We start from the raw sequence: 26,839 nt of genomic DNA on the forward strand, positions 1-26,839 counted from the left end.
AGGAAACCATGCAGTACAAGCACGTCACGCTCGATTTCGACGGGCCCGTCGCCATCCTCACGCTCGACCATCAGGAGGTGATGAATGCGGTCTCGATCGACATGCTCGGCGGGTTGGCCGAAGCGCTCGACGAGATCGAGGAGAAGAAGGCTGCGGTGCGCTGCCTCGTCGTGACGGGCGCCGGCCGCGCCTTCTGCACCGGCGCCAACCTGCAGGGCCGCAATGCGCAGGCCAAGCCCGGCCGCAGCAATGCCGGCGCCGCGCTCGAGACCGCCTTCCATCCGTTCCTGCGCCGCTTGCGCAATCTGCATTGCCCGATCGTGACCTCGGTGAATGGCCCGGCCGCCGGCGCCGGCATGAGCTTCGCGCTGATGGGCGACATGATCCTGTGCGCGAAGTCCGCCTACTTTCTGCAGGCCTTCCGCCGCATCGGACTGGTGCCTGATTGCGGCTCGACCTGGCTGTTGCCGCGCCTCGTCGGCAAGGCCCGCGCGATCGAGCTGTCGCTGCTGGGCGAAAAGCTGCCGGCCGAGACGGCGCTGCAATGGGGCCTCGTCAACCGCGTCTATGACGATGCGGTCCTGAAGGAGGAGACGATGAAGCTCGCGCACGAGCTCGCCAACGGGCCGACGGTGGCGCTGGCGCAGATCCGCCAGCTGTATTGGGACAGCCCGGAGAACTCTTTCGAGGAGCAGCTCAACGCGGAATTTCAGTCGCAGCGCGTCGCAGGCAGCACTTCGGATTTCAAGGAAGGCGTCACCGCGTTCCTCGAAAAGCGCCCGGCCAAGTTCAAGGGCCAATGATCGAGACCGAGCTGTCCCGCTGCGTCGCCTCGTTCATGCCGGGGGCGACCGGTGTGAGCGGCGCCGCAAGACTCTCCGGCGGCGCCAGCCAGGAGACATGGCGCTTCGACATCGTCCATCCCGTCGGTGAGGTCGGCGCCATTCTGCGTCGCTCGCCGAAAGGCTACGGCGCCGCGCCCGGGCGTGCCGCCGGGCTCGACAACGAGGCGGCGCTGATGCGGCTCGCTTATGCCGCCGGCGTGCCGTCGCCCGAGGTCCTGCACGTGCTGCGGCCGGAGGACGATCTCGGCGCCGGTTTCATCATGCGCCGCGTCGAGGGCGAGACCATCGCGCGCAAGATCCTGCGTGATGCCGAATTCGCCGAGGCGCGGCCGCGCCTCGCGCGCCAGCTGGGCGGCATCGCCGCCGGCATCCACGGGATTCGACGCGAGACGCTGCCCGCGTTGCGCGGGATGACCGCGACCAAGGAGATCGCGGAGCTCGCACGGGAATATCAAAGCTTCGACTGGCCGCGCCCGGTGTTCGATCTGGCCCTGCGCTGGCTGTCGCAGAACGATCCCGGTCCCCCGGCCGAGATCACGCTGGTGCACGGTGATTTCCGCAATGGCAATCTCATCATCGGCCGCGATGGCGTGCGCGCCGTGCTCGACTGGGAGCTCGCCCATCTCGGCGATCCCATGGAGGATCTCGGCTGGATCTGCGTCAACTCCTGGCGCTTCGGCGAGATCGACAAGCCGGTCGGCGGCTTCGGATCGCGTGAGGAGCTGTTCGCGGGCTACGAGGGCGGGGGCCGCAAGGTCGACGCTGATAGAGTGAAGTTCTGGGAGGTCATGGGCACGCTGCGCTGGGGCGTGATGTGCTGCGGCATGATGCAGCGTTTTCGCATCGGTCCCGACCATTCGATGGAGCGCGCCATGATCGGCCGCCGCGCGTCGGAGACCGAGATCGATCTGTTGCGATTGCTTGCGCCGAGGGGAGAGGGCTGATGCAGGACGAGCCGACGCCGACCGAGCTGGTGCAATCCGTCGCCGACTTCCTGCGCAACGACATCGCGCCGCTGATCTCGGGGCACCAGGCGTTCAAGCTGCGCGTGGGCATCAACGCGCTCGATCTCGTGGTGCGACAGCTCACACAGGCGGCTGCGGCAGATGAGGCGGAGCATGCGCGGTTGAGAGAATTGCTGGGACAGGATGGTGATCTACTCGAACTCAATCGAGCGCTCGCGGCTCAGATCGCCAGCGGCGCCGTTGGCCTCCAGACACCGGGCCTGAAGCAGCACCTCTGGCGGACCACTCTCGCCAAGCTCGCCGTCGATCAGCCGAACTACGCGTCCTACAAGCGCGAAGCTGGGAGGAGCACCGATGGCTCCTAACCCACCGGCGTCATGCCCGGGCTTGACCCGGGCATCCATATCTTCACGAGTCTGCTGCGAGACGTGGATGGCCGGGTCAAGCCCGGCCATGACGGAGCGGAGACAACCCGGCGCGATCAGGCCCAGAGCATGCGAAGTATCGGATAACTCACCGCCCGTGCCACCTCGGCGGCCGCTTCTCCGAGAACGCCTTCGGTCCCTCGATGTAGTCCTGCGAATGGATCATCGCCTGCACCGCCGGGTAGTCGCGCTGCTCGGTGATGGCCTGCTCCAGCGAGACCGCAAGGCCCTTCTCGATCGCCTGCTTGGAGGCGCGGATCGACATCGGCGAGTTCTTGGCGATCGTCTCGGCCCATCGCTCCGCCGCCGCCAGCGCCTCGCCTTGCGGCACCACCTCATTGACGAAGCCGAGCTCATGGCCTTCGCGGGCGCCGACATGTCGACCGGTGAGGATCATGCCCATCGCGCGCTTCATGCCGATCTGGCGCGGCAGCCGCTGCAGGCCGCCGGCGAGCGCGGCGAGGCCGACGCGCGGCTCGGGCAACGCGAAGGTCGCATTCTCGGAGGCGATGATCAGGTCGCAGGCGAGCGCGATCTCGAAGCCGCCGCCCATTGCGACGCCGTTGACGGCGGCGATGATCGGCTTGTCGCAATCGAAGCGGGAGGTGAGCCCCGCGAAGCCGCTCTTACCCCAACCGCGCGCGCCGCCGGCCGCCTGCCATTTCAGGTCGTTGCCGGCGCAGAACGCTTTGTCGCCCTCACCGGTGACGATCGCGACCCACTGCTCGGGATCGGCGGCGAAGGCGTCGAACACGCGCTCGAGTTCATGATGCGCCTCGATGTGCAGGGCGTTGTAGACCTCGGGGCGCGCCAGGGTGACGATCGTGATCGGCCCCTTGCGCGTCACTCTCGAAAACTTCAGCTCCATCGGCTGTTCCTCCTGTCTTCTGATTGGCTGTCGCGCATCAGCTTAGCGCCTGCGCAGGTGTTGCAGTCATCCAAATACGCAACGGCGCTGCGCGCCACAAGCACGCGACGGGAGGTCGCGCCGACCAGGATCAACAACAACAACGAAACACACTGGGAGACACGCCGTGGATTTTTCCTTGCCGAAGGAATTGGTCGCCTATCTCGACGAGCTCGATCGCTTCATCGCCGCCGAGATCAAGCCGCTGGAGCAGGCCGACGACAACATCCGCTTCTTCGATCATCGCCGCGAATGGGCGCGCACCGATTTCGAGAATGGCGGCCTGCCGCGGCATGAATGGGAGCAACTGCTGCGCAAGGCCAAGGATCGTGCCGATGCGGCCGGCCATCTGCGCTTTGCAATTCCGAAGCGCTATGGCGGCAAGGACGGGTCCAACCTCTGGATGGCCGTGATCCGCGAGCATTTCGCCTCCAAGGGCCTCGGCCTGCACAACGACCTGCAGAACGAGCACTCGATCGTCGGCAATCTGCCGATCGTCACCATGCTCGACCGGTACGGCCGCGACGACCAGAAGGCGATGATCGACGGCTCGATCACCGGCAAGTACCGCATCACGTTCGGTCTCACCGAGCCGCATCACGGCTCGGACGCGACCCACATGGAAACCAAGGCCGTTCCGGCCACCCGCGACAACATCAAGGGCTGGCTGATCAACGGCGAGAAGATGTGGACGACGGGCATGCACGTCGCCACCCACTGTGCACTGTTCGCGCGCACCTCGGGCAATGATGGTGACGCGCGCGGCATCACCTGCTTTCTGGTGCCGGCCAAGACCGAGGGTGTGAAGGTCGAGGAGTATCTCTGGACCTTCAACATGCCGACCGATCATCCGCGCGTCAGCTTCACCGACGTGTTCGTGCCGGAGGATGCGCAGTTCGGCGAGGTCGGGCGCGGGCTGTCGCTGGCGCAATGCTTCGTCCATGAGAACCGCATCCGCCAGGCGGCGAGCTCGCTCGGCGCGGCCGTCTACTGCATCAATGAGAGTGTGAATTACGCGCGTGAGCGAAAACCGTTCGGCAAGGCGCTGGCCGAGAACCAGGCGATTCAGTGGCCGCTGGTCGAGCTGGCGACCCAGGCCGAGATGCTGCGGCTGCTGATCCGCAAGACGGCCTGGGAGATGGACCAGCTCACCCAGGCCCAGGTCGAGCACACACTCTCGGACAAGGTCTCGATGTGCAACTACTGGGCTAACCGTCTGTGCTGCGAGGCGGCCGACCGCGCCATACAGGTCCATGGCGGCATGGGCTATTCGCGCCACAAGCCGTTCGAGCACATCTACCGCCACCACCGCCGCTACCGCATCACCGAGGGCAGCGAGGAGATCCAGATGCGCAAGGTCGCCGGCTTCCTGTTCGGCTACATGGGGGTGAACAAGCGGTGACACGCTGTTGAGCGGCAGGGCCCTGTCGCAAGCGCAATTGATGCAATCGAGCGTCGTCTCCGGAGCCCTGGATTGCTTCGGCGCAAGGCGCCTCGCAATGACGGCGGAGAGGGAGCGCGCACTCTCTCCACGGCGTCATCGCGAGCGCAAGCGAAGCGATCCAGGATGGCGGTGCGTGCACTCAATTGACCTGCCGATCCTTGCCCGCCCAATAGGGGTCGCGCAGATTCCTTCGCAGGATCTTGCCGGAGGGGTTGCGCGGCAGGTCGTCGAGGAAGTCGACGCTCTTCGGCGTCTTGAAACCGGCGATGCGCGTGCGGGTGAAATTGATGATGTCGGTCTCGGTGGCGCGCGTGCCAGGCTTCATCACGACGATCGCCTTGACGGCCTCGCCCCATTTGTCGTCGGGAATCCCGATCACCGCGGCCTCGGCGACATCGGGATGATCGCAGATCGCGCTCTCGACCTCGGCCGGATAGATGTTCTCGCCGCCGGAGATGATCATGTCCTTGATGCGGTCGTGGATGTAGACGTAGCCGTCCTCATCCATGTAGCCCGCGTCGCCGGTGCGCAGCCAGCCGTCCTTGCCGAGCGTGCGCGCGGTGGCCTCCGGCAGATTCCAGTAGCCGGCCATGTTGGAGCCGGAGCGGGTGGCGATCTCGCCGACCTCGCGCGGCGGCAGCGGGTTGCCCATGGGATCGATGATCGCGACCTCGATTCCCGGCAGCGGCTTGCCGGCCGAGCGCATCCGCTCCAGACCCTCGACATGGTCCTCGGGCGGCAGCGCGATGATGGTGCCGGTGGTCTCGGTCATGCCATACATCTGCACGAAGCCGCATTTGAAGACCTCGATGCACTCCTTCAGCAGCGCCGCCGGGATCGGCGAGGCGCCATAGAGCATGTATTTCAGGCGGGAGAAATCGACCTGCCGCGCGCGCGGCTGCCGCACCACGAACTGCATCGCCGCCGGCACCATGAACAGCTTGGTGATGCCGGACTGCTCGAAGAAGTCGAGGATCCTGGTCGGATCGAATTCGCGCGCGATGACGCCGCGGGCACCGTGGTAGAGGCTCATCAGGCCCCAGCCGGAGCCGCCGATGTGGAAGATCGGCATCGCGATCAGCGAGACGTCGTCGGTCGACCATTTGTTCCAGTCCGGTTTCTCCTCGGGATTGCCGGTGTTGACGAGGTTGAGGAAGTTGGCGTGCGACAGCATCGCGCCTTTCGGCTTGCCGGTGGTGCCGGAGGTGTAGAGCTGCAGCGCGATGTCCTGCGGCGTGATCGGAACGCCCGGATCATCCGCGCTCTGCGCGTCGCGCCAAGCCGTGTAGTCCTGCCATTCCGGCGCGCCGCCCTCGGTGGTGATGATGTGCCGCACGCTCGGGATCTGGTCGCGGATGTTGCGGATCATCGTAGTGAATTCCGGTCCGACGAACAGTGCAGGGGCCTTGCAGTCCTCGACGATGAAGGCGACCTCGGGACCGGCGAGGCGCCAGTTCACCGGCGCCATGACGACGTTGGCCTTCATGGCGCCGACGAGCAGCTCAAAATAGATGTCGCTGTTCTTGCCGAAATAGGCGATCCGCTCGTGCGGCTTGACGCCAAGCGCCTTCAGCGCGTTGGCGACCTGGTTGGTCTTGCGGTCGAACGCGGCGAAGCTGGTGATGCGCCCCTCGAACTCATAGGCGGTGGCGGAGCCCAGCGTTTGCGCTCTGTCGCGCACGACGTCGACGAGCGTCGACGATGCCGTCGAGACGGACATGTTTCCCCTCCGATTGCGTCTTGTTCTTTGTTTGATGTCTTGTCGTGGTCCTCGCCCCGGATCGCGCCGGAGCAAGCATCTCTCGATCAGTCTACAGGGCGCACGTCGCCGATCAACCGGGCGATTCGGCCGTCAGCTCGTGCGCGTCGCGCGGTCCTTCTCGTTCTGCGCCTTGATCGACTCCTTGGCCTTGGTCCAGTCGTCGTCGCTCCAGTCGCGCAACTGATAGAAGTTGCCGCCCATCGCCAGCGCCTGGGCGCCGTCCATCGCGATGGTCTCGCCGTTGATCCAGTTGCAGCCGCCGGAGATCAGGAACACCGCGAGGTTCTGCAGCTCCTCCATGGTGCCGACGCGACCCATCGGGTTCATCGCCTTGGTCCGCGCGCCGGCCTCGTCGCCGGGCTTGATGCGCTTGCTCATGCCTTCGGTCGGGATTTCGCCGGGCGCGATGGTGTTGAGGCGGATGCCATAGCGGCCCCATTCAGTCGCGAGCGACATCGTCATGGCGTGGATCGCCGACTTGCTCATCGCCGATGGCACCACATAGGGCGAGCCGTTGCGCACCCACGTCACCGTGATCGACACGACGTTGCCCGGCTGCTTCGCAGCGATCCAGCGCTTGCCGACGGCATGCGTCACGTAGAACGTGCCGTGCATCACGATGTTGGCGACGGCATCGAAGCCGCGCGGGCTCAATTCCTCGGTGCGGGAGATGAAGTTGCCGGCCGCGTTGTTGATGAGATCGGTGAGGCCGCCTTCCTGGAAGATGGCCTCGATCATTTCCTCCACCGCCATGGCATTGCGGATGTCGACACCGTGGCTGGTCACGCGGCCGCCGTAGAGATCCATCAGTTCGGTCGCGGTCTCGTCGCAGACGATTTTCCGCCGGCCGCAAATATGCACCTCGGCGCCGAGCTGCAGGAAGCGCGCGGCCATCGCCTTGCCAAGGCCCGTGCCGCCGCCGGTCACCAGAATGCGTCGACCTTCGAGGAGATTGTCCTTGAACATGGGAGTTTCCGCCTGACATGTTGTGAGTTAATTGGTCGATTGACTAAATCGCTCCGACAGCCTTCTGTAAAGTCACAAAGACATCCGTAGGGAGACCGCTCGATGGACAACCGCCTCGCGATCGAGATCAAGGACGGCGTCGCCGACGTTCGCCTGGTTCGCGCCGACAAGATGAATGCGTTGGACATGGAGATGTTCGAGGCGCTGGTCGCGGCGACCGAGCGGCTGTCGAAGGAGAAGGGACTGCGGGCGGTGGTGCTGTCCGGCGAGGGGCGTGCCTTCTGCGCGGGCCTCGACATGGGCCGCTTCGCCGCGATGAAGGAGTCCGGCGGCAACGGCATACCCGGCGGCGAGACGCGCGACCTCACCGTTCGCACCCACGGCAAGGCCAACTTCGCGCAGCAGGCTGTCTGGGGCTGGCGGCAGCTGCCGGTGCCGGTGATTGCTGCAGTGCATGGCGTCGCCTATGGCGGCGGCTTCCAGCTCGCGTTGGGCGCGGACATGCGCTACGTCGCGCCCGACACCAAGATGTCGATCATGGAGATCAAATGGGGTCTGGTGCCCGACATGGCGGGCACGCCGATCCTGGCGACCTTGATGCGCGACGACATCCTGCGTGAACTGACCTACACCGGTCGGGTGTTCTCGCCGGAGGAGGGGCAGTCCTACGGCCTCGTCACGCGCATCTGCGCCGATCCGCGCGCGGCGGCGCTGGAGACGGCACGCGAGATCGCGGGCAAGAATCCGGATGCGATCCGCGCCGCCAAGCGGATGCTGAACAATCTCTCGGTCGATCCGGGGCCGGCGCTGCTCGCCGAATCGGTCGAGCAGCAGAAGCTGATCGGCAGTCCGAACCAGCTCGAATCGGTGCGCGCCAACATCGAGAAGCGCGCGCCGAAGTTTGCGGACTGAGTCCGTCATTCCGGGATGCTCCGAAGGAGCAGGCCCGGAATCTCGAGAGTCTCCGGTGCGCAACTGCGCACCTGAGTTCGATGCTCCGCGCAAGACGGCTCCGCCGTTTTGTCGCGGCGCATCGCCCCGGAATGACGGCCGAAACTCAAACCGACGCCAGATCGGATAACAAAGAAAATGGAAACGTCCTCCCTGTTCTGCGGCATCATCTCCGGCGAGCGCCGGCGCAGCCACGCCGAAATCGCCGACCGCGCCGCGCGGATCGCAAGCGGCCTGGCGAAGCTCGGCGTGGGCCAGGGCGATTGCGTCTGCATTCTCATGCGCAACGACATCGCCTTCATCGAGGCCGCCTATGGCGCGATGCGGCTCGGCGCCTATGGCGTGCCGGTGAACTGGCACTTCAAGCCGGAGGAGATCGACTACATCATCAAGGACTCCGGCACGAAGGTGCTGATCGGGCACGCCGACCTGCTGCATCAGCTCGCCGGGGCGATACCGGCCGATGTCACGGCGCTCAGCGTGCCCACACCGCCGGAGATTCTGTCCAACTACAAGATCGGCGCGGATCTGATCGAACCCCCGGAGTTCGCAATCGAGTTCGAGGGCTGGCTTGCCCAGCAGAGCCCTTACGAAGGGCCGCAGGTGCCACAGCCGCAGAACATGATCTACACCTCCGGCACGACCGGTCATCCCAAGGGCGTGCGCCGCAATGCGCCGACGGTCGAGCAGGCGGCTTCGGCCGAGCGCATGCGAGCGCTGATCTACGGCTTGAAGCCGGGCTCGCGCGCGCTCTTGCCGGGGCCGCTGTATCATTCTGCCCCGAATGCGTTCGGCCTGCGTGCCGGGCGTCTCGGCGGCGCGCTGGTGCTGATGCCGCGCTTCGAGCCGGAAGAATTTCTCGGCATCATCCAGACAGAGCGGATCGATACCATCTTCATGGTGCCGACCATGTTCATCCGGCTGATGAAGCTGCCGGAGGGCGTCCGCCGCCGCTACGACGTGTCGTCGCTGCGCCATGTCATCCACGCTGCCGCGCCGTGCCCGGCCGACGTCAAGCGCGCGATGATCGACTGGTGGGGACCCGTCATCTACGAGTTCTACGGCTCGACCGAATCCGGTGCCGTGACCTTCGCGACCTCCGAGGACGCGCTGCGCAAGCCCGGCACCGTCGGCAAGGTCGCGCCGGGCGCCGAGCTGCGTTTCCTCGACGAGGACGGCCGCATCCTGCCGCAGGGCGAGGTTGGCGAGATCTATTCGCGTATCGCGGGCAATCCGGATTTTGCCTATCACAACAAGCCGGAGAAGCGTGCCGAGATCGACCGCGACGGCTTCATTACGTCCGGGGACGTCGGCTACATGGACGCTGAGGGCTACGTCTTCCTGTGCGACCGCAAGCGCGACATGGTGATCTCCGGCGGCGTCAACATTTATCCGGCCGAGATAGAAGCCGTATTGCATGCCGTGCCCGGCGTGCACGATTGCGCCGTATTCGGCATTCCCGATGCCGAGTTCGGGGAAGCCCTGATGGCCGTGGTCGAGCCGCAGCCCGGCGTCGTGCTGGACACCGGCGAGATCAGACACCGGCTCAGGGCTTCGCTGGCCGACTACAAGGTGCCCAAGCACATCGAAATCCAGGACAAATTGCCTCGTGAGGATTCCGGCAAGATCTTCAAGCGGCGGCTGCGCGACCCCTATTGGGCGCAGGCAGGGCGAAAGATCTGATCGATTGGCGGCTCTCAGCGATGAGAAGACGTCACATGAGCATTGAATAGGGCAGGCGACGCCTCTTTCTTGATCTTGCGCTGCGGTATAGATACGGCAGACTGACCCGTAAATGGGCAGCTGCTGGAGAGCGCATCCATGTCGCCGCAAACCATGAGCGAGGAAATCCGTCCCAACCGCGCCGCCGAGGCGCAGGCCATGGAGGAGGATGCGCGGCTGCGGGACGATATCCGGCTGCTCGGCCGCATCCTCGGCGATACGGTCCGCGACCAGGAAGGCGCCGAATTGTTCGACCTCGTCGAGCGCATCCGCCAGACCTCGGTGCGCTTCCACCGCGACGAAGACCGCCAGGCGCGGCGCGAGCTGGAGCAGATCCTCGACGGCATGACGACGGCTGAGACCGTCCGCATCGTCCGCGCCTTCAGCTATTTCTCGCACCTCGCCAACATTGCCGAGGACCAGAACAACATCCGGCGCATGCGTGCCAAGAGCGATTCCAATGGCGGGGCCGGCATGCTGGCGGCGACGCTCGCTCACGCCAAATCCGCCGGGTTCGAGGCTTCCGATCTGCGCAAGTTCTTCTCGACGGCGCTGGTCAGCCCGGTCCTGACCGCGCACCCGACCGAGGTGCGGCGCAAGAGCACGATGGATCGCGAGATGGAGATCGCGATGCTGCTCGACCGCCGCGAGCGGATGCAGCTGACGCCGGATGAGCGCGAGGCCAATGACGAGGCGCTGCGCCGCGCCGTGCTGACCTTGTGGCAGACCAACCTGCTGCGCCGGACCAAGCTGACGGTGCTCGACGAGGTCACCAACGGGCTGTCGTTCTACGACTACACGTTCCTGCGTGAGGTGCCGCGTCTGCTCTGCTCGCTCGAGGATCGGCTCAATGACGGAGCGGAGGTGGCGGGCGATCTCGCCTCGTTCCTGCGCATGGGGAGCTGGATCGGCGGCGATCGCGACGGCAATCCGTTCGTCACCGCCGAGGTGATGCGCGGGACGCTCAAGCTGCAATCCAGCCTGGCGCTGCACTACTATCTCGAGGAGCTGCATCTGCTCGGCAGCGAGCTGTCCATCGCCGCGCATCTCGCCGATGTCTCCGAGGAGCTGCGTGCGCTGGCCGAGCGCTCGCCGGACACGTCGCCGCATCGTCACGGCGAGCCATATCGCCTGGCGGTGTCCGGCATCTATGCGCGCTTGGCGGCGACGGCGAAGAAGCTCGGTATCCAGATCAGCCGCCTTCCCGTGGCGGCCGTGGCGCCTTACGACAGCGTCAAGCAGATGCAGGATGATCTCGACGTGCTGCATCACTCGCTGGTCGCTAACAATGCCGAGGTGATCGCCCGCGGGCGGCTGCGGCTGCTGCTGCGTGCCGTGGATTGCTTCGGCTTCCATCTGGCCCGGCTCGACATCCGCCAGAACTCGGCGGTGCACGAGCGAACCGTCGCCGAGCTGATCGACACCGCGATGCCCGGCATGTCCTATATGGCGCTGAGCGAGGATGCGCGGGTCGGCCTGCTTGTCAGCGAGTTGCGCAATGCCAGGCCGCTTGTATCGCAATTCGTCAAGTACAGCGACGAGACCGTCGGCGAGCTCGCGCTGTTCCGCGCCGCTGCCGAGGCGCACGCGACCTTCGGCGCCGACGTGATCCCCCAGTGCATCATCTCGATGTGCAAGGGCATGTCCGACATGCTCGAGGTGGCGTTGCTGCTCAAGGAGGTCGGCCTGATCGATCCCTCGGGCCGCTGCGCCGTCAATATCGTGCCGCTGTTCGAGACCATTGAGGACCTGCAGGCCTCTAGCGCCATCATGGACCGCATGCTGGCGCTGCACGATTACCGCCGCCTGGTCGATAGCCGCGGCGCCGTGCAGGAGGTCATGCTCGGCTATTCCGACAGCAACAAGGACGGCGGCTTCGTCACCTCGGGCTGGGAGCTCTACAAGGCCGAGATCGGCCTGGTCGACATCTTCGAACGCCATGGCATCCGGCTCAGGCTGTTCCATGGCCGCGGCGGATCGGTCGGCCGCGGCGGCGGTCCGAGCTATGACGCCATCATCGCCCAGCCCGGCGGCGCTGTGAACGGCCAGATCCGGATCACCGAGCAGGGCGAGATCATCTCCAGCAAATATTCCAACGCCGAGGTCGGCCGCAACAACCTGGAGATCCTCGCCGCGGCGACGCTCGAAGCGAGTCTGCTGCATCCGCGGCAGCCGGCACCGAAGCGCGAGTATCTGACTGCCATGGATCGGCTCTCGGAGCTCGCCTTCAAGGCCTATCGGGGCCTCGTCTACGAAACCGACGGCTTCGTCGAATATTTCTGGGCCTCGACGGTCATCAACGAGATCGCCACCCTCAACATCGGCAGCCGCCCGGCCTCGCGCAAGAAAACCCGCGCGATCGAGGACCTGCGTGCGATCCCCTGGGTGTTCTCCTGGGCGCAGTGCCGGCTGATGCTGCCGGGCTGGTACGGCTTCGGCAGCGCGGTCGAGACCTGGATCGCGGAAAATCCGGAGCAGGGCATGCCATTCCTGCGCGAGCTTTATCAGGAATGGCCGTTCTTCCGCATGCTGCTGTCGAACATGGACATGGTGCTCGCCAAGAGCTCGATCGCCATCGCCTCGCGCTATGCCGAGCTGGTCCCGGACGAGGCCCTGCGTGAAAAGATTTTTGGCCGCATCCGGCGCGAATGGAATCTGGTGATCGAGACGTTGCTCGATATCATGGGACAGGAGCGCTTGCTGCAGGGCAATCCGCTGCTGGAGCGCTCGGTGCGCAACCGCTTTCCGTATCTCGATCCGCTCAACCACGTGCAGGTCGAGCTTCTCAAGGAGCACCGCGCGCAGAACCCGGACGAGCAGGTGCTGCGCGGGATTCAGCTGACGATCAACGGCATCTCGGCGGGGTTGAGAAATACGGGATAACTCGGCTGTAACCACAGACTCTCTGTCGTCCCGGCGAACGCCGGGACCCATAACCCCAGGGAGTAGTTTGGGGCGAATGCGTTGTCGACCTTCGCCTATCACGGCCGCCGCGGCGTATGGATCCCGGGTCGGCGCCACGACGCGCTGCGCGCATCGTGGCTTGCCCGGGACGACAGCGGTGGTGCGACTGATTTGCGGCTCAAGCAGCAAATGACATACGATCTCGTCCTCGCGGCGTTTCGCGCCCGAGTGCATGCAGCGAACATGTCCCTCACGAGAGTGCAAGGGCGCGGGGAATGCCGGGTGAAGGCCTCACCCATGGCCCGCCTGCAGAAAAGAAAGCAGGCGGCAGTCACCACAGGTTCAGCCGAACATCCGGCATTCCCCGCGCGATGTCTTCACGCTTATACGCGATCTCCCCGGTGTGCCGGCTCGTAGACACCGTCGCCCGCGCGATGCGCTGGGCATCACCACGGACTTGACGCCTGCTTCGGGGCGCCAGGACCACGCGATTTCACGTCCGCGGCAAAGCCGTTCGTCCGCGCATCCAGGGACACGCTGCGGCTCAACCGCGGCCATCGCATCCCCGCCTCGCGTGTCGTGACGATCGCGCGCTACGCCCCTTGCATGAGGCGGGATGGCGAGAGAAGAACATGATTTCCGAAAAATAGCAAGCGATTTATTCGTTTCAGAAGGCGAGGTGCATCCGTTCGTCGGATCCCGGTCTTGATTCGGACCCGGAGCCGCAGGCAGATGTGGCTGGGCGAGGAGGATCGACCATCGTGCCTCGCACGTCTCCCTGGGGTTATGGGTCCCGGATCTGCGCGCGCGTACCGCGCGCCTGTCCGGGACGGCAGTGTGAGTGTGGCCCCATCGTTGACGAGGCATCCCCGCTTTCGCAGGGACGCCTCGTAGCAAGGGCGGTTTTCCGGCCTAACAGATATGCGCGCCCTGCGTCTCCACATAGACCGCATAGAGCGATTGGCTCGCGGTCATGAACAGGCGATTGCGCTTCTTGCCGCCGAAGCAGACATTGGCGCAGATCTCCGGCAGCTTGATCTGGCCGATGCGGACGCCGTCCGGCGCGAAGATGTGGACGCCGTCATAGCCTTCGCCGACCCAGCCGGCGCCGACCCAGATGTTGCCGTCGATGTCGACCCGCAGCCCGTCCGCGAAGCCCGACTTGCCGTCGAGCGTCATGTCGATGAACGCCTTCGGGTTCGCCAGCTTGTCGCCATTGACGTCGTACTGCCAGATCACGTTCTTGGCGTTCGGATAGTGCGTGATGCCGGTGTCGCAGACGTAGAGCTTCTTGTAGTCGTGGCTGAAGGCGATGCCGTTCGGCTTGAACGGCTCGTCCGCGACCTTGGTGATCGCGCCGGACTGCGCATCGACGCGGTAGACGGCTTCCTTCTGGAACGGCTGATTGGAGCCGTTGCGGGCGTTCTGCCCTTCATACAGGTTGATCGAGCCGTAGCCGGGATCGGTGAACCAGATCGACTGGTCGCTGGGATTGACGACCATGTCGTTCGGGCCGTTGAGGGGCTTGTCGTTCGCCTTCTCCGCGAGAACGGTGACCGAGCCGTTGTGCTCGAAGCGGACGAGGCGGGTCCGCTCGGCCGTGATCTGCCGCCCTTCATAATCGAAGGTGTTGCCGTTCGATTCGTTCGATGGCTTGCGGAACTGCTGGGAGATGTGGCCGTCGTCGTCGAGATAGCGCAGTTGTCGGTTGTTCGGGATGTCGCTCCAGACCAGATACTGCGCCTGCGCGTTCCAGGCCGGACCTTCCGCCCACAGGCAGCCGGTGAACAGACGCTTGATCGTGGTGTTGCCAACCTTGGCCTTGAAGCGCTTCTCGTCGATCACAACGATGTCGGGATCCGGATAGCGTTGCGGCTGCGCGCCCGGTCCGAAATCGCGGGCACCGGCCGGCGAGACTGCCGCTGCCGCCGCGGCAAAGCCGGCGACGCCCTTGAGGAGCATGCGCCGGTCGAAGCCGTCAGTTCCGGCCGGCGAATCCTGCGTGATGTCGTGTCGTGCATTCGTCATCTATGTCCTCCCGACTTTTGTTGGGAGGCGACCATACGACGAAATCATGGCAACGCGCGGGTCGTTTAGACAAAAAACAACTTGAGATGGTGTGCGCTGCGAATGGACTTTGCGCGCTGCAAATCTCAGATCGGATCCCAGCCGAACACGTCGGCGGAACGATCGAGCTTGTAGAACGACGGCTTCAGCGCCGGCATGCCATGCTCCGCAATGGTCTGCGGCGTCCAGCCCTCGCCGCGGTGCACCGAGCGCAGCGGGCGCGACTGGCTCATCAGGAAGATCTCGTTCATGCGAACGGCGAAGATCTGGCCGGTGACGTCTTTCGAGGCATCGCTGAGCAGATAGGCGACGACGGGCGCGATCTTCTCGGGCCCCATCCGCTTCATGCGTTCGACGCGCTCCTTCTCGGCCTCGGTCTCCGCCGGGATGGTGCCGATCATGCGGCTCCAGGCAAACGGCGAGACGCAATTGGAGCGCACGTTGAAGCGGCCCATGTCGAGCGCGATCGACTTCGACAGGCCGACGATGCCGAGCTTTGCCGCGGCGTAGTTGGCCTGGCCATAATTGCCGATCAGGCCTGAGGTCGAGGTGAAATGGACGAAGGAGCCGCTCTCCTGCTCGCGGAACAGCCGCGCGGCGGAGTGAGCGACATAGAACGAACCCATCAGGTGGACCTTGATGACGGCCTCGAACGCCTCGATGCTCATCTTGTGGAAGATCATGTCGCGCAGGATGCCGGCATTGTTGACCACGCCGTCGAGCTTGCCGAAGTGGTCGGTCGCGGCCTTCACGATCTTGCTGGCCGGGATCGCTTCGGACACGCTCTCGAAATTCGCCACCGCCGTGCCGCCGCGCTTCTTGATTTCCTCGACCACTTCCTCCGCCGGCGCTGCGCTGGTGCCCGAGCCGTCGGAGGCGACGCCGGGATCGTTGACCACGACCTTGGCACCTTCGGCGGCGCACAGCAGCGCGATCTCGCGGCCGATGCCGCGGCCGGCGCCGGTGACGATGATGACTTTGTCCTGGAGCGATTTGGTCATGGGGAGGTCTCCTTGTTTTGCCCCGTCATTCCGGGCTGGTGTGCAGCACCAGACCCGGAATCTCGAGATTTCGGGTTCGCGCTTTCGCGCACCCCGGAATGACGGTGGTTATCCTTCGTTCGTGAAAATAATCGTCCCTGACGCGGCGAACATGCCGCCGACGCCGTGACACACCGAGATCTTGGCTCCGGGTACCTGCGCCGGGGCGATGCCACGCATCTGGCGCACGCTCTCCTGCAACGCATACATGCCGTACATGCCCGAATGCATGTAGGACAGGCCGCCGCCATTGGTATTGAGCGGCAGCTTGCCGCCGGGACGTGTGTGTCCGGCAGCGATGAACGGGCCGGTCTCCTCATGCGGCATGAAGCCGAGATCGCCGAGCCCGAACAGCGGCAGATGCGCGAACGCGTCGTAGATCATGAGATGGTCGACGTCGGCATGGCCGATGCCGGCCTCCTTGAAGGCGAGGGGGCCCGCGACCTTGAAGGCACGCGACGAATTGAACGTCTCCATCTGGCTGACCATCGGCGTCTCCACGCTTTCGCCGGTGCCGAGAATATAGACTGGCCTCTGCGGAAAATCCTTGGCTCGATCGGCCGAGGTCAGGATCAGCGCGCCGCCGCCATCGGTGACGAGACAGCATTGCAGCAGCCGGAACGGATAAGCGATCATGCGCGAGTTGAGGACGTCGTCGACCGTGATCGGGTCCTTCATCATCGCGCGCGGATTCTTCGCCGCCCATTCCCGCTGCACCACCGCGACCATCGCGAGCTGCTCATGGGTGATGCCGTAGGTCTTCATGTAGCGCAGCACGGGGATCGGGAACATGCTGGGCGGCCCTGAGATGCCGAACGGCGCCTCGAACTGGCCCTGCAGACTGTCCGGCGGAATCGAGCGCGGCAGCCTGCCGATCATCGATTTGCCGCTCTCGGCGTGGGTGATCAGCACGGTCTTGCATAGGCCGGCTTCGATCGCAGCCGCGGCGTGGCGGACATGCAGCATGAAGGAGCAGCCGCCGACCGAGGTGCCGTCGACCCAGGTCGGCGTGATGCCGAGATAATGGCAGATCTGCTGCGGCGTCTCGACCGCGGTGGCGAAGCCGTCGATGTCCGACAGCTTGAGCCCGGCATCGGCGATCGCATTCAGCGCCGCGTCCGCATGCAGCTGGATCTGCGACATCGTCGGGATGATACCGAGCTCGGTGGTCTCGGCGGCGCCGACCACGGCAACCTGGTTTCGACGCATGGCGCTATCCTTTCGCCGGCCGGAACAGGGGCAGGGTGATTTGTTCGTCGAGCGGCTCGAAAGTGACTTCGAGCGGCATGTCGAGCTCCAATGCCTCCGGTGTCTGGGGGCAGCCCGTGATGTTGCTCATCATGCGCGGGCCCTCTTCGAGCGCCACGACGGCAATGGCGTAGGGCGGCGTGAAGCCGGGCGCCGGGGGACGATGGTTGATGACGTAGCTGTAGAGCGTGCCTTTGCCCGTGGCCTTGAAGACGCTGACCTTGCGGCTGGCGCAGGCCGGACAGAACGGGCGCGGCGGGAAGTAGACGTGGGCGCAGGCGTCGCAGCGCTGCAGCCGCAATTCGCCAGCGCGGGTGCCGTCCCAGAAATGCTGCGTCTCGGGTGTCGGTTTGGGGCGTGCACGCATCGGCTCGGCCATCCCGGTTGATCCTCCCTGCGGCGGGCTCCGTCGCCCGCTCCTTTGCATCCGTGATGCGCCATTTGACGCAGACGCGTCAACGGTCCATCACGCTACGCATGCGGCCCTCCGGGAGGCGCAGAGGTGTTTGGACGGCAATTGCCGCCTGATGAAAATTGGTCTTTGATGCCGCAAGTATGATCGGAGACGAGATGAAGCTGCGCGACATCGCCCATTCCAGGACCGGCGACAAAGGTGATACCTCGAACATCTCCGTCATCGCCTACGACGCCAAGGATTATCCATTGCTGCTCGCACAGGTGACGGCCGAGCGGGTCAGGGCCCACTTCGCCGGCATTGTCCGGGGCGAGGTGGTCCGCTATGAGCTGCCCAACATTGCGGCGCTGAATTTCGTGATGAGCCGGGCGCTCGGCGGCGGGGTGACCCGCTCGCTGGCGCTGGATGCGCACGGCAAGTCGCTGAGTTCCGCGCTGCTCGATCTGGATATCGCGGCCGATGCCGCTGATCACACGCGATAGGACGCCATGACCGCTTCAAATCCGACCCTGGCCGCGCTGGCCGACGATCTCGCCGCCGGCCGCACCACGTCCCGCAAGCTGGTGGAGGAGTGTCTCGCCCGCATTGCCGATCCCGCGGGTGAGGGGGAGCGCGCCTTCATCCATGTCGACAAGGACGCCGCGCTGGCGGCCGCCGACGGCATGGACGCGCTGCGCAAGGCCAATGCCGCGCCGTCGCCCTTCGCCGGCATTCCGGTCTCGATCAAGGACCTGTTCGACATCAAGGGCCAGGTGACCCGCGCCGGCTCGCGCGCGCTCGACGACTCCGCGCCGGCCGAGGCCGATGCGCCCGCCGTGGCGCGGCTGCGCCGGGCCGGCTTCGTCGTGATCGGCCGCACCAACATGACCGAGTTCGCTTATTCCGGCATCGGCATCAACCCGCATTACGGCACGCCGAAGAGCGCGTGGAAGCGCGAGGTCGGCCACGTGCCGGGCGGCTCGTCGTCGGGTGCCGCCGTCTCGATCGCCGACCGCATGGCCTATGGCGCGCTTGGCACCGACACCGGCGGCTCCTGCCGCATCCCCGCCGCCTTCAACGGCATCACAGGCTTCAAGCCGACGCAGGCCCGCGTGCCGCTCGACGGCGGCGTGCCGCTGTCCTCGACGCTCGACAGTTTTGGGCCGCTCGCCAACACCGTCGCATGCTGCGCGATCCTCGACTCCGTGCTGGCCGATGAGCCGATCCGGCCGCTGGCCGCGCGACCGGTGAAGGGCCTGCGGCTCGCGGTGCCCACGACGATCGTGCTCGACGAGCTCGATGCCGAGGTCGCCGCGACCTTCGAGCGGGCGCTGCAGACCCTGGCGAAGCAGGGCGCGCTGATCGAGCGCATCGAATTTCCGGAGTTTCTCGACGTCGGCGTCATCGGCATGAAGGGCGGCTTTGCCGCGGCCGAGAGCTACGCCTGGCACCGCTTCCTGCTGATCGCCAAGGGCGACGTCTATGATCCGCGCGTCTCCGTCCGCATCCTGCGCGGCGAGGCGATCACGGTGCCGGACTACATCGAGATGCTCAACGCCCGCCGCTCGCTGGTCAAGCGGGCCGCCGCACGGATCGCGCCGTACGACGCGCTGGTGATGCCGACCACCGCCAACGCGTCGCCCAGGATTGCCGATCTCGCCGACGATCAGGTCTTCGCCCGCGAAAACATCCGTGCCCTGCGCAACTGCACCTTCATCAACATGATCGACGGCTGCGCCATCTCGCTGCCGGCGCATCGCCATGGCGAGGTCCCGGTCGGCCTGATGTTGGCGCAATCCGGCGGCAACGACCGCAAGCTGCTGGAGATCGCGGCCGGGATCGAGGGCGTGGTGCGGGGTTGAGGCGGCGGCTCGGCATGTCTGCGGTTTGGTATCGAGCTACGTGAGCTCGTTTTTGCCGAGCAGCGTTGTCTCTGATCGAGTTTGTTCTACCCCGGAAAACGGGTGGCGCTGGGCCAGCCTGATGGCCACATTGCTTGCATGATCAAGGCACGCAAGATGACTCCATCGTCGCCCGAACCCACGCCGCGCCCCGAGGCGATCGACTGGGCGATGGTGGAACGGGACCTCGATGCGCGCGGCTGCGCCGTGTTGACGCAGTTGCTCTCGCCCGACGACTGCCGCGCGTTGGCGGCGCTCTATCCGGACGACAGTCGCTTTCGCAGCCGGGTGGTGATGGCGCGGCACGGCTTCGGGCGGGGCGAGTACAGATATTTCAGCTATCCGCTGCCGGATCCGATCGCGCGGCTGCGGCCGCTTTTGTACGCGCATCTTGTTGCGGTCGCCAACCGCTGGAACGCGACGATGGGGATCGACGTCCGGTACCCCGGCGACCACGATGATTTTCTCGCGCGCTGCCATCGGGCCGGCCAGACCAGGCCGACGCCGCTGCTGCTGCAATATGTCGAGGGCGACTACAATTGCCTGCACCAGGACCTCTATGGCGAGCACGTGTTTCCGCTGCAGGTCGCGATCCTCTTGTCCGAGCCGGGGCGTGATTTCGAGGGCGGCGAGTTCGTGCTGACCGAGCAGCGGCCGCGCATGCAGTCGCGCGCCGAGGTGGTGCCGCTGCGGCAGGGCGATGCCGTGGTGTTCGCGGTCTACAATCGTCCGGTGCAGGGCACGCGCGGCAGCTACCGCGTCAACATGCGCCATGGTGTCAGCCGGCTGCGCTCCGGCCGGCGCCATACGCTGGGCGTGATCTTTCACGATGCGAAGTGAGGCGCATGACGGTGGATCTGTTCGATGGACTCGCGGCGGTAGGACCGGCTCGCGAGCAGCTCGCGCCCGGCGCGGTGCTGCTGCGCGGCTTCGCGCGGCCGCAGGAGGCGGAGCTTATCACAGCGATCGAGACGATCGCGGCGCAGGCGCCGTTCCGCCGCATGGTGACCCCGGGCGGCCATCAGATGTCGGTGGCGATGACGAGTTGCGGCGCGTGTGGCTGGGTCACGGATCGCAGCGGCTACCGCTATGATGCTGTTGATCCGGACAGCGGCCAGCCATGGCCGGCGATGCCGCCGCTGTTTCATCAACTTGCCGAGCAAGCCGCAAGCGAGGCCGGCTTCGCAGGCTTCGCGCCCGATGCCTGCCTGATCAACCGCTATGAGCCGGGCGCCAGGATGTCGCTGCATCAGGACCGCGATGAGCGTGACATCGGCGCGCCGATCGTCTCGGTGTCGCTCGGGCTGCCCGCGACCTTTCTGTTCGGCGGGCTCAAACGCACCGAAAGGACGCAACGCTATCGGCTGGTTCATGGCGACGTCGTCGTCTGGGGCGGGCCGGCGCGGCTCGCGTTTCATGGCGTTGCCCCGCTCGCCGACGGTGAGCATGCTCGGCTCGGCCGCCGGCGCATCAACCTGACCTTCCGCCGAGCGCGGTAGTCCTGGCCGGTCTGTGACCTTCCTCGTTTTGCAACGGGCATCCTTGGCTCTATGCTGCCCCCGGGAGAGGGGCCATGAGCACTGTCGAACTTGCGGAGGAGCGAGCGCCGGCGGCGACGCGAATAGGACTTCACCTTGCGCTGCTGCAGCTGGTGTTCACGCTGCTGTGGACGACCTATGTGATCTATCTGCCGAAGCTCGCGGCCCAGGCCGGCATCGCGCCCTCGGACGTCGTTCTGATCCTGATGCTGGACCAGGCGATCTTCACGCTCTCGGATACGGCCATGGGGATCGCGGCCGATCGCATCGGGCGCGTCGCCGCGCGGTTCGGTCTATTCGTTGGCCTGCTGGCTGCGGTATCCTGCGCCGCCTTTGTCGCGCTGCCGTTCGTGGCGGCGTCGGCGGGTCCAGCGGTCTTCATCGGACTGATCGCGATCTGGGCGCTGACCTCCTCGGTGTTGCGCGCGCCGCCCTTGACCCTGCTCGGGCGCCATGCGGCCCGGCCGGCCATTCCGTTCCTGGCAGCGCTGGTCATGCTCGGCTATGGCGTGGCCGGCGCCGTGTCGCCGTATCTCGGCGTGATCCTGCGCGACTACGATCCGCGATTGCCTTTCATCATCTCATCAGCCGTGCTGCTGCTGACCGCACTCGGTCTCGCGCGCATCCCGCAGGATGCCGGTCCGGCCGCGCAAGCGCCGGCCAATCCCAAGCCCGAGCCCAAGCCGCTGCGGGGACTGCCGCTGCTGTTCATCGGCGCCATGGTGATCCTCGCGCTCGGCTACCAGCTGCATTTCAGCATCAACAGCTCGGCGTTCTATCTCCGCTTCGCCAAGCCGGAGGATCTGTCCTGGCTGATGCCGGTGTTCTGGATCGGCTTCAACCTTGTGCTGTTTCCGGCCAGCGTGGTGGTGAAGCATCGCGGTGGGCTGATCGTGATGGGCATCGCGGGCCTGCTGGGCGCGATCGCGATCGTCATCGCCGAACTCGCCGGTGCGCTGACCGTGCTGATCGTGGCGCAGTTCATCGCCGGTGCGGCCTGGGGCTGCATGATGATGAGCGCAATCTCGGCAGCGCTCGCGATCGGCACGTCAGGTGCCGAGGGCAAGGTGACCGGTCTCGTGTTCTCCGCGCTGGCGCTGGCCACGTTCGCGCGGATCGCCGCCGTCGCCGGCGGTCTGCAGAAGCTGCCCGACTACGCACCACTGGTGCGATGGGCGCCGGTCGCGTGCTGGCTCGTGGCCGGGGCCGGCCTGCTGGCGATGGCCGCGGCCGGATTGCAGGGACGCCGCGCGTCCCCGCCGTGAGCTCGATCGGTGCCTTCAGGGCTTCGGCGGATGGATGAAGGCCCAGGGCGAGACCTCGCTGTCGCGAGGCACCTCGATATCGATCAGATACGGCCCGCCATGGGCGAGCGCGGTCTCCAGCGCCGACTTGAGCTGGTCGGGTGACGTGACCTTGCTGGCGGCGACGCCGAAGGATTCGGCGAGCCTGACGAAATCCGGATTGACGAGATCGGAGGCGACGACGCGGCCGTCGAAGCGCTCGCGCTGGTCGCGCCGGACATTGCCATAGGCATTGTTGTTGAACACCAGGGTGACGACGCCGATGTTGTATTGCACGGCGGTCGCCAATTCCTGCACGGCGAACATGAAACCGCCGTCGCCGGTGATCGCGACGACAGGCCTGTCGGGATGCGCGACCTTGGCGCCGAGCGCGGTCGGGAAGCCGGCGCCGAGCGTGCCCTGATAGCCCGAGGTGATGAAGGTGCGCGGCTCGTAGACCGGAAAGCCGTACCAGGAAGCGAAGCCGACTTGTGACAATTCGTCGGTGACGATGGCGTCTTTCGGCAGCGCCTCGCGCAGCACGTTCAGATAGGCCATCTGCGGCTGCACCTGCTGGATTTCCTGCAAGGTCGCAGCGCTGGCGTCGCGGATGGACGCGCGACGGCCTGTTGTCTTGCGATAGCCCGCTTTGCTGACGGCGGCCGCGAGCGCGGCCGTGCCCGCCTTGGCGTCGGCGACGATGCCGGCATCGACGATCAGGCGCCGCATCTCGGCGGGATCGATGTCGATGCGGATCGACTTCAGGCCATCCGGCTTGAACGGCCAGCGGAACGTGGTCGGCAGCTCCATGCGGGTGCCGATGCCGATCATCAGATCCGTGGTCGGCCACAACTTGTAGGCCGCGGCCATGGTGAGCCCGAGCTCGTGCGCATTGGAGACGATGCCGCGCCCGGAGCGGAAGGCGACCACCGGCGCGTCGATCATCTCGGCGAGCTCGCGGATCTCCTCGCGCGCATCGATCGCGCCCGCACCGACGAAAATCATCGGCGTCTTCGCAGCCGTGATCAGCGCGGCGGCCTTGGCGATGCGGTCGGGATCGGGCTGCGGCGGCGCGAACGGAGCCAGCGGCTTTGCGGCGGCCGTCTCAGCCTTCTGCGTGAACACGTCCCAGGGCATTTCCAGCGCCGCGGGGCCGCGCCGCCCGGACATCATCTCTTGAAAGGCGCGCGACACGAGCGTCGGCGCGCTGTCGGGATATTCGATGCGCTCGGCCCATTTGACGAAGGTGCGCAAGGTCGCGAGCTGGTCTGGCATCTCGTGCAGATGGCCGCGGCCACGGCCGAGATAGTCGGTCGGCACCTGGCCCGTGAGGCACAGCACCGGCTCATTGCAGCCGAAGGCGGTGAGCAGCGCAGCACCAGCATTCAGCACGCCGGGACCCGGTACGACGCTGAACACGCCGGGCTTGCCGCTGGCGCGCGCATAGCCGAACGCCATGTAGCCGCAGGCCTGCTCGTGGCGGGCGCCGACGACCTTGAGCTGCGCCTGGTGGAAGGCGTCGAACAGGCCGTAGACCTGCGCGCCGGGCAGGCCGAACACGGTGTCGACGCCGTGGGCGACGAGCCCGCTGACGATGGCTTCGCCGCCGGTCATGGTGGTCATGCTGACATTCCGTTTCTGAACTTCTACAGGGCTTCGTCGACGACGCCGTTGCGCAAGGTGCCGACGCCCTCGGCTTCGATCTCGATGACGTCGCCGGGCTTCAGATAGCGCGGCGGATCGAACCGTGCACCGGCGCCGGTGGGCGTGCCCGTCACGATCACGTCACCGGGGACAAGCGTGGTGAAGGTCGAGATGTAGTTGATGAGGTAGCGGAAGCCGAAGATCAGCCGCGACGTGCGGTCGTCCTGGCGCAATTCGCCATTGACGTGCGTGGTCAGCCTGATGTCGGCGAGCTGGCTCTCATTGGTGTAGGGCACGATCCAGGGCCCGAGGCTGCCCGTCGAATCGAAGTTCTTGCCTTGCGTGACGTTGAATTTCGCATGCCGCACCCAGTCGCGGATCGTGCCCTCGTTGCACAGCGTGAGCGCGGCGATGTGATCCAGCGCCTCGCTCTCCGGAATGTGCCGTCCGGCCTTGCCGATTACGAGGACCAGCTCGCCCTCATAGTCGAGCTGCGGCGAGGCGCGCGGGCGCACCAGCGGCGTGTCATGGCCGACGAAGGAGCGCGGCGTGCGCATGAACATCGACGGATATTTCGGCGCGTCCTGGCCGTCCTTGTACTCGGCGTTGCGATCGGGATAGTTGACGCCGATGCAGATGATCTTCTCGGGCGCGGGGACCGGCGGCTGCCAGCTGATGGCATCGAGGCCATGATCGGGCGACAGCCCGGCTGCGGCATCGATCAGCCGGGGCAGGGCTCCCGCGGCGATCACCTCGCGCAAGGTCGGATAATCCTGGGCGAAACGCGTGGAGAGATCGATGAGGCCCTTGTCGGTCGCAAGTCCGTAGCGGACCGAGCCATCGGCGACATAGGTGGCGAGGCGAGGGGAGGTCATGGGCTTGTCTCCTTACACCCCGAGCCGCTGGATCTTGTGGGTGCCGCGCGCGAGCGAGACGTGCTTGGTCTCCATGTAGAAGTCGAACGAATAGTCGCCGCCGTCGCGGCCGATGCCCGATGCCTTCATGCCGCCGAACGGGGTTGGCAGGTGGCGGACATTCTCCGAGTTCAGCCAGATCATGCCGGCTTCCAGCGCGTCGGCGACGCGCAGCGCGCGGCCCATGTCGCCGGTCCAGACATAGCCGGTAAGGCCGTATTGCACGTCATTGGCGATCGCGATCGCGTCAGCCTCGTCGCGGAACGGGATCACGGTGAGGAACGGCCCGAACACTTCTTCCTGCGCCACGCGCATGGTCTGGCGCGCGCCGGTCACCAGCGTCGGCTCGACGTAATGCCCGCCACCCGGGCCGTCGAACCGCTTGCCGCCGACGGCGATGATCGCACCGTCCTCGCGTGCAACGTCGACATAGGAGCAGACCTTGGCGAGATGCCGCTCGTGGATCAGCGGCCCGAGCTCGGTGGCGGGATCGAGCGGATGACCCACTTTCAGCGCACGCACGCGCGCCGCAAGCTTGGCCGTAAAGGTCTCGGCGATACTCTGCTGCACCAGCAGGCGGCTGGATGAGGTGCAGCGCTCACCGTTGAGCGAGTAGATCATGAACACGACGGCATCGAGCGCGCGGTCGAGATCGGCATCGTCGAACACGATCACCGGGTTCTTGCCGCCGAGCTCGAAATGCACCCGCTTCAGGGTCGGTGCGCCCTGCGCCATGATCGCAGATCCCGTCGAGCTCTCGCCGACGAAGCCGATTGCCTTGATCGCGGGATGCTCGGTCAGCGCCCTGCCGGCCTCCTCCCCGAAGCCATGAACGGTGTTGAGGACGCCGTCGGGAATGCCGGCGTCCTTGGCGAGCTTGGCCAGCCACTGCGCCGTGATCGGCGACCATTCCGCCGGCTTGTGCACGACCGTGCAGCCCGCCGCGAGCGCCGGGGCGATCTTCCAGGTCGACAGCATGAACGGCGTGTTCCACGGCGTGATCACGCCGACAGGCCCGATCGGCACCCGCGTCGAGATGTTCCAATGCTCGTCGCTCGGCGTGCTCAGGCCGTCGCGGGCCTCGGTGCATTTGTCGGCGAAGAAGCGGAAATTCTCGGCGGCGCGGATCGCGGCCTTGGCCATGAAGCGATAGGCCTGACCGGTGTCGATGCATTCGAGCACGGCGATGTCGTCGGCATGATCCTCGATCGCGTCGGCCACGCGATGCAGCAGCTTGCGCCGCATCGCCGGCGCCATGTCGCGCCACGACTTGAAGGCGAGGGCGGCCGACGTCGCCGCGCGATCGATGTCCTCGGCATTGCCGCGCGCGACCTTGGCGAGCACGGCACCGTCGATCGGAGACTTCGTCTCGAACGTCGCGCCTGAGATCGCCGGCACCACCTTGCCGTCGATGAAGTGACCGATGCCCTCGTCCTTCAGCTTCGCGAGCAGGGGAGCGGCACGGTCGAGATTGGCCTTGTAGATGTCGGCTTTGGGACTGGCCTTATCCATGGGATGCCTCCGCTTTCAGGGCGTCGTGGATGTTGTTGCGCTTCCAACTGGTCGCGGCATCGTTGATCTGCATGTCGAAGGACAGCGCGAACTTGCTACTGGCGAAGACTGGGTCGAGGTAATCTGAAAGTGCCTTGAAGACGTGCTCGCCGGCCTTCTGCCGTGCCGCGAGGTCGCGGCCTTCGCCGAGCCGCAGCAGCATCGCGAGGAAGGCGGAATCGGGCTTGCCGTCGGCGATCGCGTAGTGCTCGCAGCGGATCGCGCGCACGCGGATGCCGCCGATCGGAAAGATCCCGGTCTCGCTGGCGGCCTTGCGGACCACTTCGCAAAGGTTGCCCATCATGACAAAGCCGTCGAGATTGGCGGAGTATTCGATGCTGAAATGCGGCATGGTGCGGTCGCTCCGG

At 65.8% G+C, this 26,839-nt stretch carries 23 protein-coding genes; 12 read left to right on the plus strand and 11 right to left on the minus strand.

The annotated features are described in order from the left end of the window. Positions 1-8: 8 nt before the first annotated feature. From QX121_RS22395 to QX121_RS22405, 3 genes are read left to right on the plus strand one after another with little or no spacing between them, the layout of a single operon-like run. Positions 9-803: an enoyl-CoA hydratase/isomerase gene (locus QX121_RS22395; protein WP_315737255.1), complete on the plus strand. Its 795-nt coding sequence runs from the start codon at positions 9-11 to the stop codon at positions 801-803. Continuing rightward, positions 800-1,789 carry a phosphotransferase family protein gene (locus QX121_RS22400; protein ID WP_315776457.1) on the plus strand — a complete coding sequence of 330 codons (990 nt, stop codon included), beginning with the start codon at positions 800-802 and terminating at the stop codon, positions 1,787-1,789. The genes QX121_RS22395 and QX121_RS22400 overlap by 4 nt, the downstream gene beginning before the upstream one ends. Then, positions 1,789-2,175: a DUF6285 domain-containing protein gene (locus QX121_RS22405; protein WP_315776458.1), complete on the plus strand. Its 387-nt coding sequence runs from the start codon at positions 1,789-1,791 to the stop codon at positions 2,173-2,175. Before QX121_RS22400 ends, QX121_RS22405 begins: the two co-directional genes overlap by 1 nt. Before the next feature lie 148 nt (positions 2,176-2,323). On the opposite strand, the gene QX121_RS22410 is transcribed toward QX121_RS22405, so the two are convergent. Beyond that, a complete protein-coding gene (locus QX121_RS22410) occupies positions 2,324-3,103 on the minus strand; it encodes an enoyl-CoA hydratase-related protein (RefSeq protein ID WP_315813052.1) in 780 nt (259 codons plus the stop codon). A 166-nt stretch (positions 3,104-3,269) separates the two neighbouring features. Here QX121_RS22410 and QX121_RS22415 point away from each other — a divergent pair, with 166 nt between their 5' ends. Then, complete coding sequence (locus tag QX121_RS22415; RefSeq protein WP_315737259.1) at positions 3,270-4,544, plus strand: acyl-CoA dehydrogenase family protein; 1,275 nt, start codon at positions 3,270-3,272, stop codon at positions 4,542-4,544. A gap of 181 nt (positions 4,545-4,725) precedes the next feature. On the opposite strand, the gene QX121_RS22420 is transcribed toward QX121_RS22415, so the two are convergent. Together QX121_RS22420 and QX121_RS22425 are read right to left on the minus strand one after the other, a co-directional pair. Beyond that, positions 4,726-6,306 (minus strand): fatty acid--CoA ligase, encoded by a 1,581-nt coding sequence (locus QX121_RS22420; RefSeq protein ID WP_315813053.1) that lies wholly within the window; start codon positions 6,304-6,306, stop codon positions 4,726-4,728. A gap of 132 nt (positions 6,307-6,438) precedes the next feature. Next, positions 6,439-7,314 (minus strand): SDR family oxidoreductase, encoded by an 876-nt coding sequence (locus QX121_RS22425; RefSeq protein WP_006613814.1) that lies wholly within the window; start codon positions 7,312-7,314, stop codon positions 6,439-6,441. Between the two features lie 102 nt (positions 7,315-7,416). On the opposite strand from QX121_RS22425, the gene QX121_RS22430 reads away from it, so the two are divergent. From QX121_RS22430 to ppc, 3 genes are all read left to right on the plus strand, one after another. Beyond that, on the plus strand, positions 7,417-8,226 hold the full coding sequence (locus QX121_RS22430) for a crotonase/enoyl-CoA hydratase family protein (protein WP_315813054.1): 810 nt from the start codon (positions 7,417-7,419) through the stop codon (positions 8,224-8,226). A 177-nt stretch (positions 8,227-8,403) separates the two neighbouring features. Beyond that, the gene (locus tag QX121_RS22435) at positions 8,404-9,948 is read left to right on the plus strand and encodes an acyl-CoA synthetase (protein WP_315813055.1); all 1,545 of its coding nucleotides are present in this window, start codon (positions 8,404-8,406) and stop codon (positions 9,946-9,948) included. A 138-nt stretch (positions 9,949-10,086) separates the two neighbouring features. Further along, a complete protein-coding gene (gene ppc, locus QX121_RS22440; RefSeq protein WP_315813056.1) occupies positions 10,087-12,870 on the plus strand; it encodes a phosphoenolpyruvate carboxylase in 2,784 nt (927 codons plus the stop codon). A 933-nt stretch (positions 12,871-13,803) separates the two neighbouring features. On the opposite strand, the gene QX121_RS22445 is transcribed toward ppc, so the two are convergent. From QX121_RS22445 to QX121_RS22460, 4 genes are all read right to left on the minus strand, one after another. Beyond that, complete coding sequence (locus tag QX121_RS22445; RefSeq protein WP_315737264.1) at positions 13,804-14,919, minus strand: SMP-30/gluconolactonase/LRE family protein; 1,116 nt, start codon at positions 14,917-14,919, stop codon at positions 13,804-13,806. 125 nt (positions 14,920-15,044) lie between these two features. Continuing rightward, positions 15,045-15,959 (minus strand): SDR family oxidoreductase, encoded by a 915-nt coding sequence (locus QX121_RS22450; protein ID WP_315813057.1) that lies wholly within the window; start codon positions 15,957-15,959, stop codon positions 15,045-15,047. 108 nt (positions 15,960-16,067) lie between these two features. Further along, the gene (locus QX121_RS22455) at positions 16,068-17,207 is read right to left on the minus strand and encodes a thiolase C-terminal domain-containing protein (RefSeq protein ID WP_315813058.1); all 1,140 of its coding nucleotides are present in this window, start codon (positions 17,205-17,207) and stop codon (positions 16,068-16,070) included. A 4-nt stretch (positions 17,208-17,211) separates the two neighbouring features. Then, positions 17,212-17,625, minus strand: a complete 414-nt coding sequence (locus tag QX121_RS22460; RefSeq protein ID WP_315737267.1) for a Zn-ribbon domain-containing OB-fold protein — start codon at positions 17,623-17,625, stop codon at positions 17,212-17,214. A 191-nt stretch (positions 17,626-17,816) separates the two neighbouring features. Between QX121_RS22460 and QX121_RS22465 the strand changes: the two genes are divergently transcribed. The 5 genes from QX121_RS22465 to QX121_RS22485 all read left to right on the plus strand — a co-directional run bounded on the left by QX121_RS22465 (position 17,817) and on the right by QX121_RS22485 (position 22,344). After that, positions 17,817-18,143, plus strand: a complete 327-nt coding sequence (locus QX121_RS22465; protein ID WP_315813059.1) for a hypothetical protein — start codon at positions 17,817-17,819, stop codon at positions 18,141-18,143. Positions 18,144-18,149: 6 nt separating this feature from the next. Further along, positions 18,150-19,502 (plus strand): amidase, encoded by a 1,353-nt coding sequence (locus QX121_RS22470; RefSeq protein ID WP_315813060.1) that lies wholly within the window; start codon positions 18,150-18,152, stop codon positions 19,500-19,502. A 210-nt stretch (positions 19,503-19,712) separates the two neighbouring features. Continuing rightward, on the plus strand, positions 19,713-20,381 hold the full coding sequence (locus QX121_RS22475; RefSeq protein ID WP_409998097.1) for a 2OG-Fe(II) oxygenase: 669 nt from the start codon (positions 19,713-19,715) through the stop codon (positions 20,379-20,381). Between the two features lie 5 nt (positions 20,382-20,386). Next, complete coding sequence (alkB, locus tag QX121_RS22480; RefSeq protein WP_315776469.1) at positions 20,387-21,040, plus strand: DNA oxidative demethylase AlkB; 654 nt, start codon at positions 20,387-20,389, stop codon at positions 21,038-21,040. A gap of 74 nt (positions 21,041-21,114) precedes the next feature. Beyond that, positions 21,115-22,344: an MFS transporter gene (locus QX121_RS22485; RefSeq protein WP_315776470.1), complete on the plus strand. Its 1,230-nt coding sequence runs from the start codon at positions 21,115-21,117 to the stop codon at positions 22,342-22,344. Positions 22,345-22,359: 15 nt separating this feature from the next. Here the strand turns inward: QX121_RS22485 and QX121_RS22490 are convergent, their stop codons facing one another. The 4 genes from QX121_RS22490 to QX121_RS22505 are packed head-to-tail and all read right to left on the minus strand — an operon-like array spanning position 22,360 to position 26,823. Then, positions 22,360-23,985 carry a thiamine pyrophosphate-dependent enzyme gene (locus QX121_RS22490; RefSeq protein WP_315776471.1) on the minus strand — a complete coding sequence of 542 codons (1,626 nt, stop codon included), beginning with the start codon at positions 23,983-23,985 and terminating at the stop codon, positions 22,360-22,362. A gap of 23 nt (positions 23,986-24,008) precedes the next feature. Continuing rightward, on the minus strand, positions 24,009-24,881 hold the full coding sequence (locus QX121_RS22495) for a fumarylacetoacetate hydrolase family protein (RefSeq protein ID WP_315776472.1): 873 nt from the start codon (positions 24,879-24,881) through the stop codon (positions 24,009-24,011). Between the two features lie 12 nt (positions 24,882-24,893). Beyond that, positions 24,894-26,432, minus strand: coding sequence for a 5-carboxymethyl-2-hydroxymuconate semialdehyde dehydrogenase (hpaE, locus tag QX121_RS22500; protein WP_315737275.1), 1,539 nt, complete (start codon positions 26,430-26,432; stop codon positions 24,894-24,896). Then, positions 26,425-26,823, minus strand: a complete 399-nt coding sequence (locus tag QX121_RS22505) for a 5-carboxymethyl-2-hydroxymuconate Delta-isomerase (RefSeq protein WP_315737276.1) — start codon at positions 26,821-26,823, stop codon at positions 26,425-26,427. The genes hpaE and QX121_RS22505 overlap by 8 nt, the downstream gene beginning before the upstream one ends. Between the last annotated feature and the right edge of the window lie 16 nt (positions 26,824-26,839).

The sequence above is a fragment of the Bradyrhizobium sp. SZCCHNR2028 genome, from assembly GCF_032380995.1.
In the GTDB taxonomy this organism is placed as follows: Bacteria; Pseudomonadota; Alphaproteobacteria; order Rhizobiales; family Xanthobacteraceae; genus Bradyrhizobium.

Bases quoted from the DNA above. Each gene is read 5' to 3' on its own strand.
- QX121_RS22485 (WP_315776470.1), top strand. From the start codon at position 21,115: ATGAGCACTGTCGAACTTGCGGAGGAGCGAGCGCCGGCGGCGACGCGA.
- QX121_RS22490 (WP_315776471.1), bottom strand. From the start codon at position 23,985: ATGACCACCATGACCGGCGGCGAAGCCATCGTCAGCGGGCTCGTCGCC.
- QX121_RS22475 (WP_409998097.1), top strand. From the start codon at position 19,713: ATGGTGGAACGGGACCTCGATGCGCGCGGCTGCGCCGTGTTGACGCAG.
- QX121_RS22400 (WP_315776457.1), top strand. From the start codon at position 800: ATGATCGAGACCGAGCTGTCCCGCTGCGTCGCCTCGTTCATGCCGGGG.
- QX121_RS22435 (WP_315813055.1), top strand. From the start codon at position 8,404: ATGGAAACGTCCTCCCTGTTCTGCGGCATCATCTCCGGCGAGCGCCGG.
- QX121_RS22405 (WP_315776458.1), top strand. From the start codon at position 1,789: ATGCAGGACGAGCCGACGCCGACCGAGCTGGTGCAATCCGTCGCCGAC.
- QX121_RS22410 (WP_315813052.1), bottom strand. From the start codon at position 3,103: ATGGAGCTGAAGTTTTCGAGAGTGACGCGCAAGGGGCCGATCACGATC.
- QX121_RS22455 (WP_315813058.1), bottom strand. From the start codon at position 17,207: ATGCGTCGAAACCAGGTTGCCGTGGTCGGCGCCGCCGAGACCACCGAG.
- QX121_RS22445 (WP_315737264.1), bottom strand. From the start codon at position 14,919: ATGACGAATGCACGACACGACATCACGCAGGATTCGCCGGCCGGAACT.
- ppc (WP_315813056.1), top strand. From the start codon at position 10,087: ATGTCGCCGCAAACCATGAGCGAGGAAATCCGTCCCAACCGCGCCGCC.
- QX121_RS22395 (WP_315737255.1), top strand. From the start codon at position 9: ATGCAGTACAAGCACGTCACGCTCGATTTCGACGGGCCCGTCGCCATC.
- QX121_RS22505 (WP_315737276.1), bottom strand. From the start codon at position 26,823: ATGCCGCATTTCAGCATCGAATACTCCGCCAATCTCGACGGCTTTGTC.
- QX121_RS22425 (WP_006613814.1), bottom strand. From the start codon at position 7,314: ATGTTCAAGGACAATCTCCTCGAAGGTCGACGCATTCTGGTGACCGGC.
- QX121_RS22430 (WP_315813054.1), top strand. From the start codon at position 7,417: ATGGACAACCGCCTCGCGATCGAGATCAAGGACGGCGTCGCCGACGTT.
- QX121_RS22470 (WP_315813060.1), top strand. From the start codon at position 18,150: ATGACCGCTTCAAATCCGACCCTGGCCGCGCTGGCCGACGATCTCGCC.
- alkB (WP_315776469.1), top strand. From the start codon at position 20,387: ATGACGGTGGATCTGTTCGATGGACTCGCGGCGGTAGGACCGGCTCGC.
- QX121_RS22495 (WP_315776472.1), bottom strand. From the start codon at position 24,881: ATGACCTCCCCTCGCCTCGCCACCTATGTCGCCGATGGCTCGGTCCGC.
- QX121_RS22420 (WP_315813053.1), bottom strand. From the start codon at position 6,306: ATGTCCGTCTCGACGGCATCGTCGACGCTCGTCGACGTCGTGCGCGAC.
- QX121_RS22465 (WP_315813059.1), top strand. From the start codon at position 17,817: ATGAAGCTGCGCGACATCGCCCATTCCAGGACCGGCGACAAAGGTGAT.
- QX121_RS22450 (WP_315813057.1), bottom strand. From the start codon at position 15,959: ATGACCAAATCGCTCCAGGACAAAGTCATCATCGTCACCGGCGCCGGC.
- QX121_RS22460 (WP_315737267.1), bottom strand. From the start codon at position 17,625: ATGGCCGAGCCGATGCGTGCACGCCCCAAACCGACACCCGAGACGCAG.
- hpaE (WP_315737275.1), bottom strand. From the start codon at position 26,432: ATGGATAAGGCCAGTCCCAAAGCCGACATCTACAAGGCCAATCTCGAC.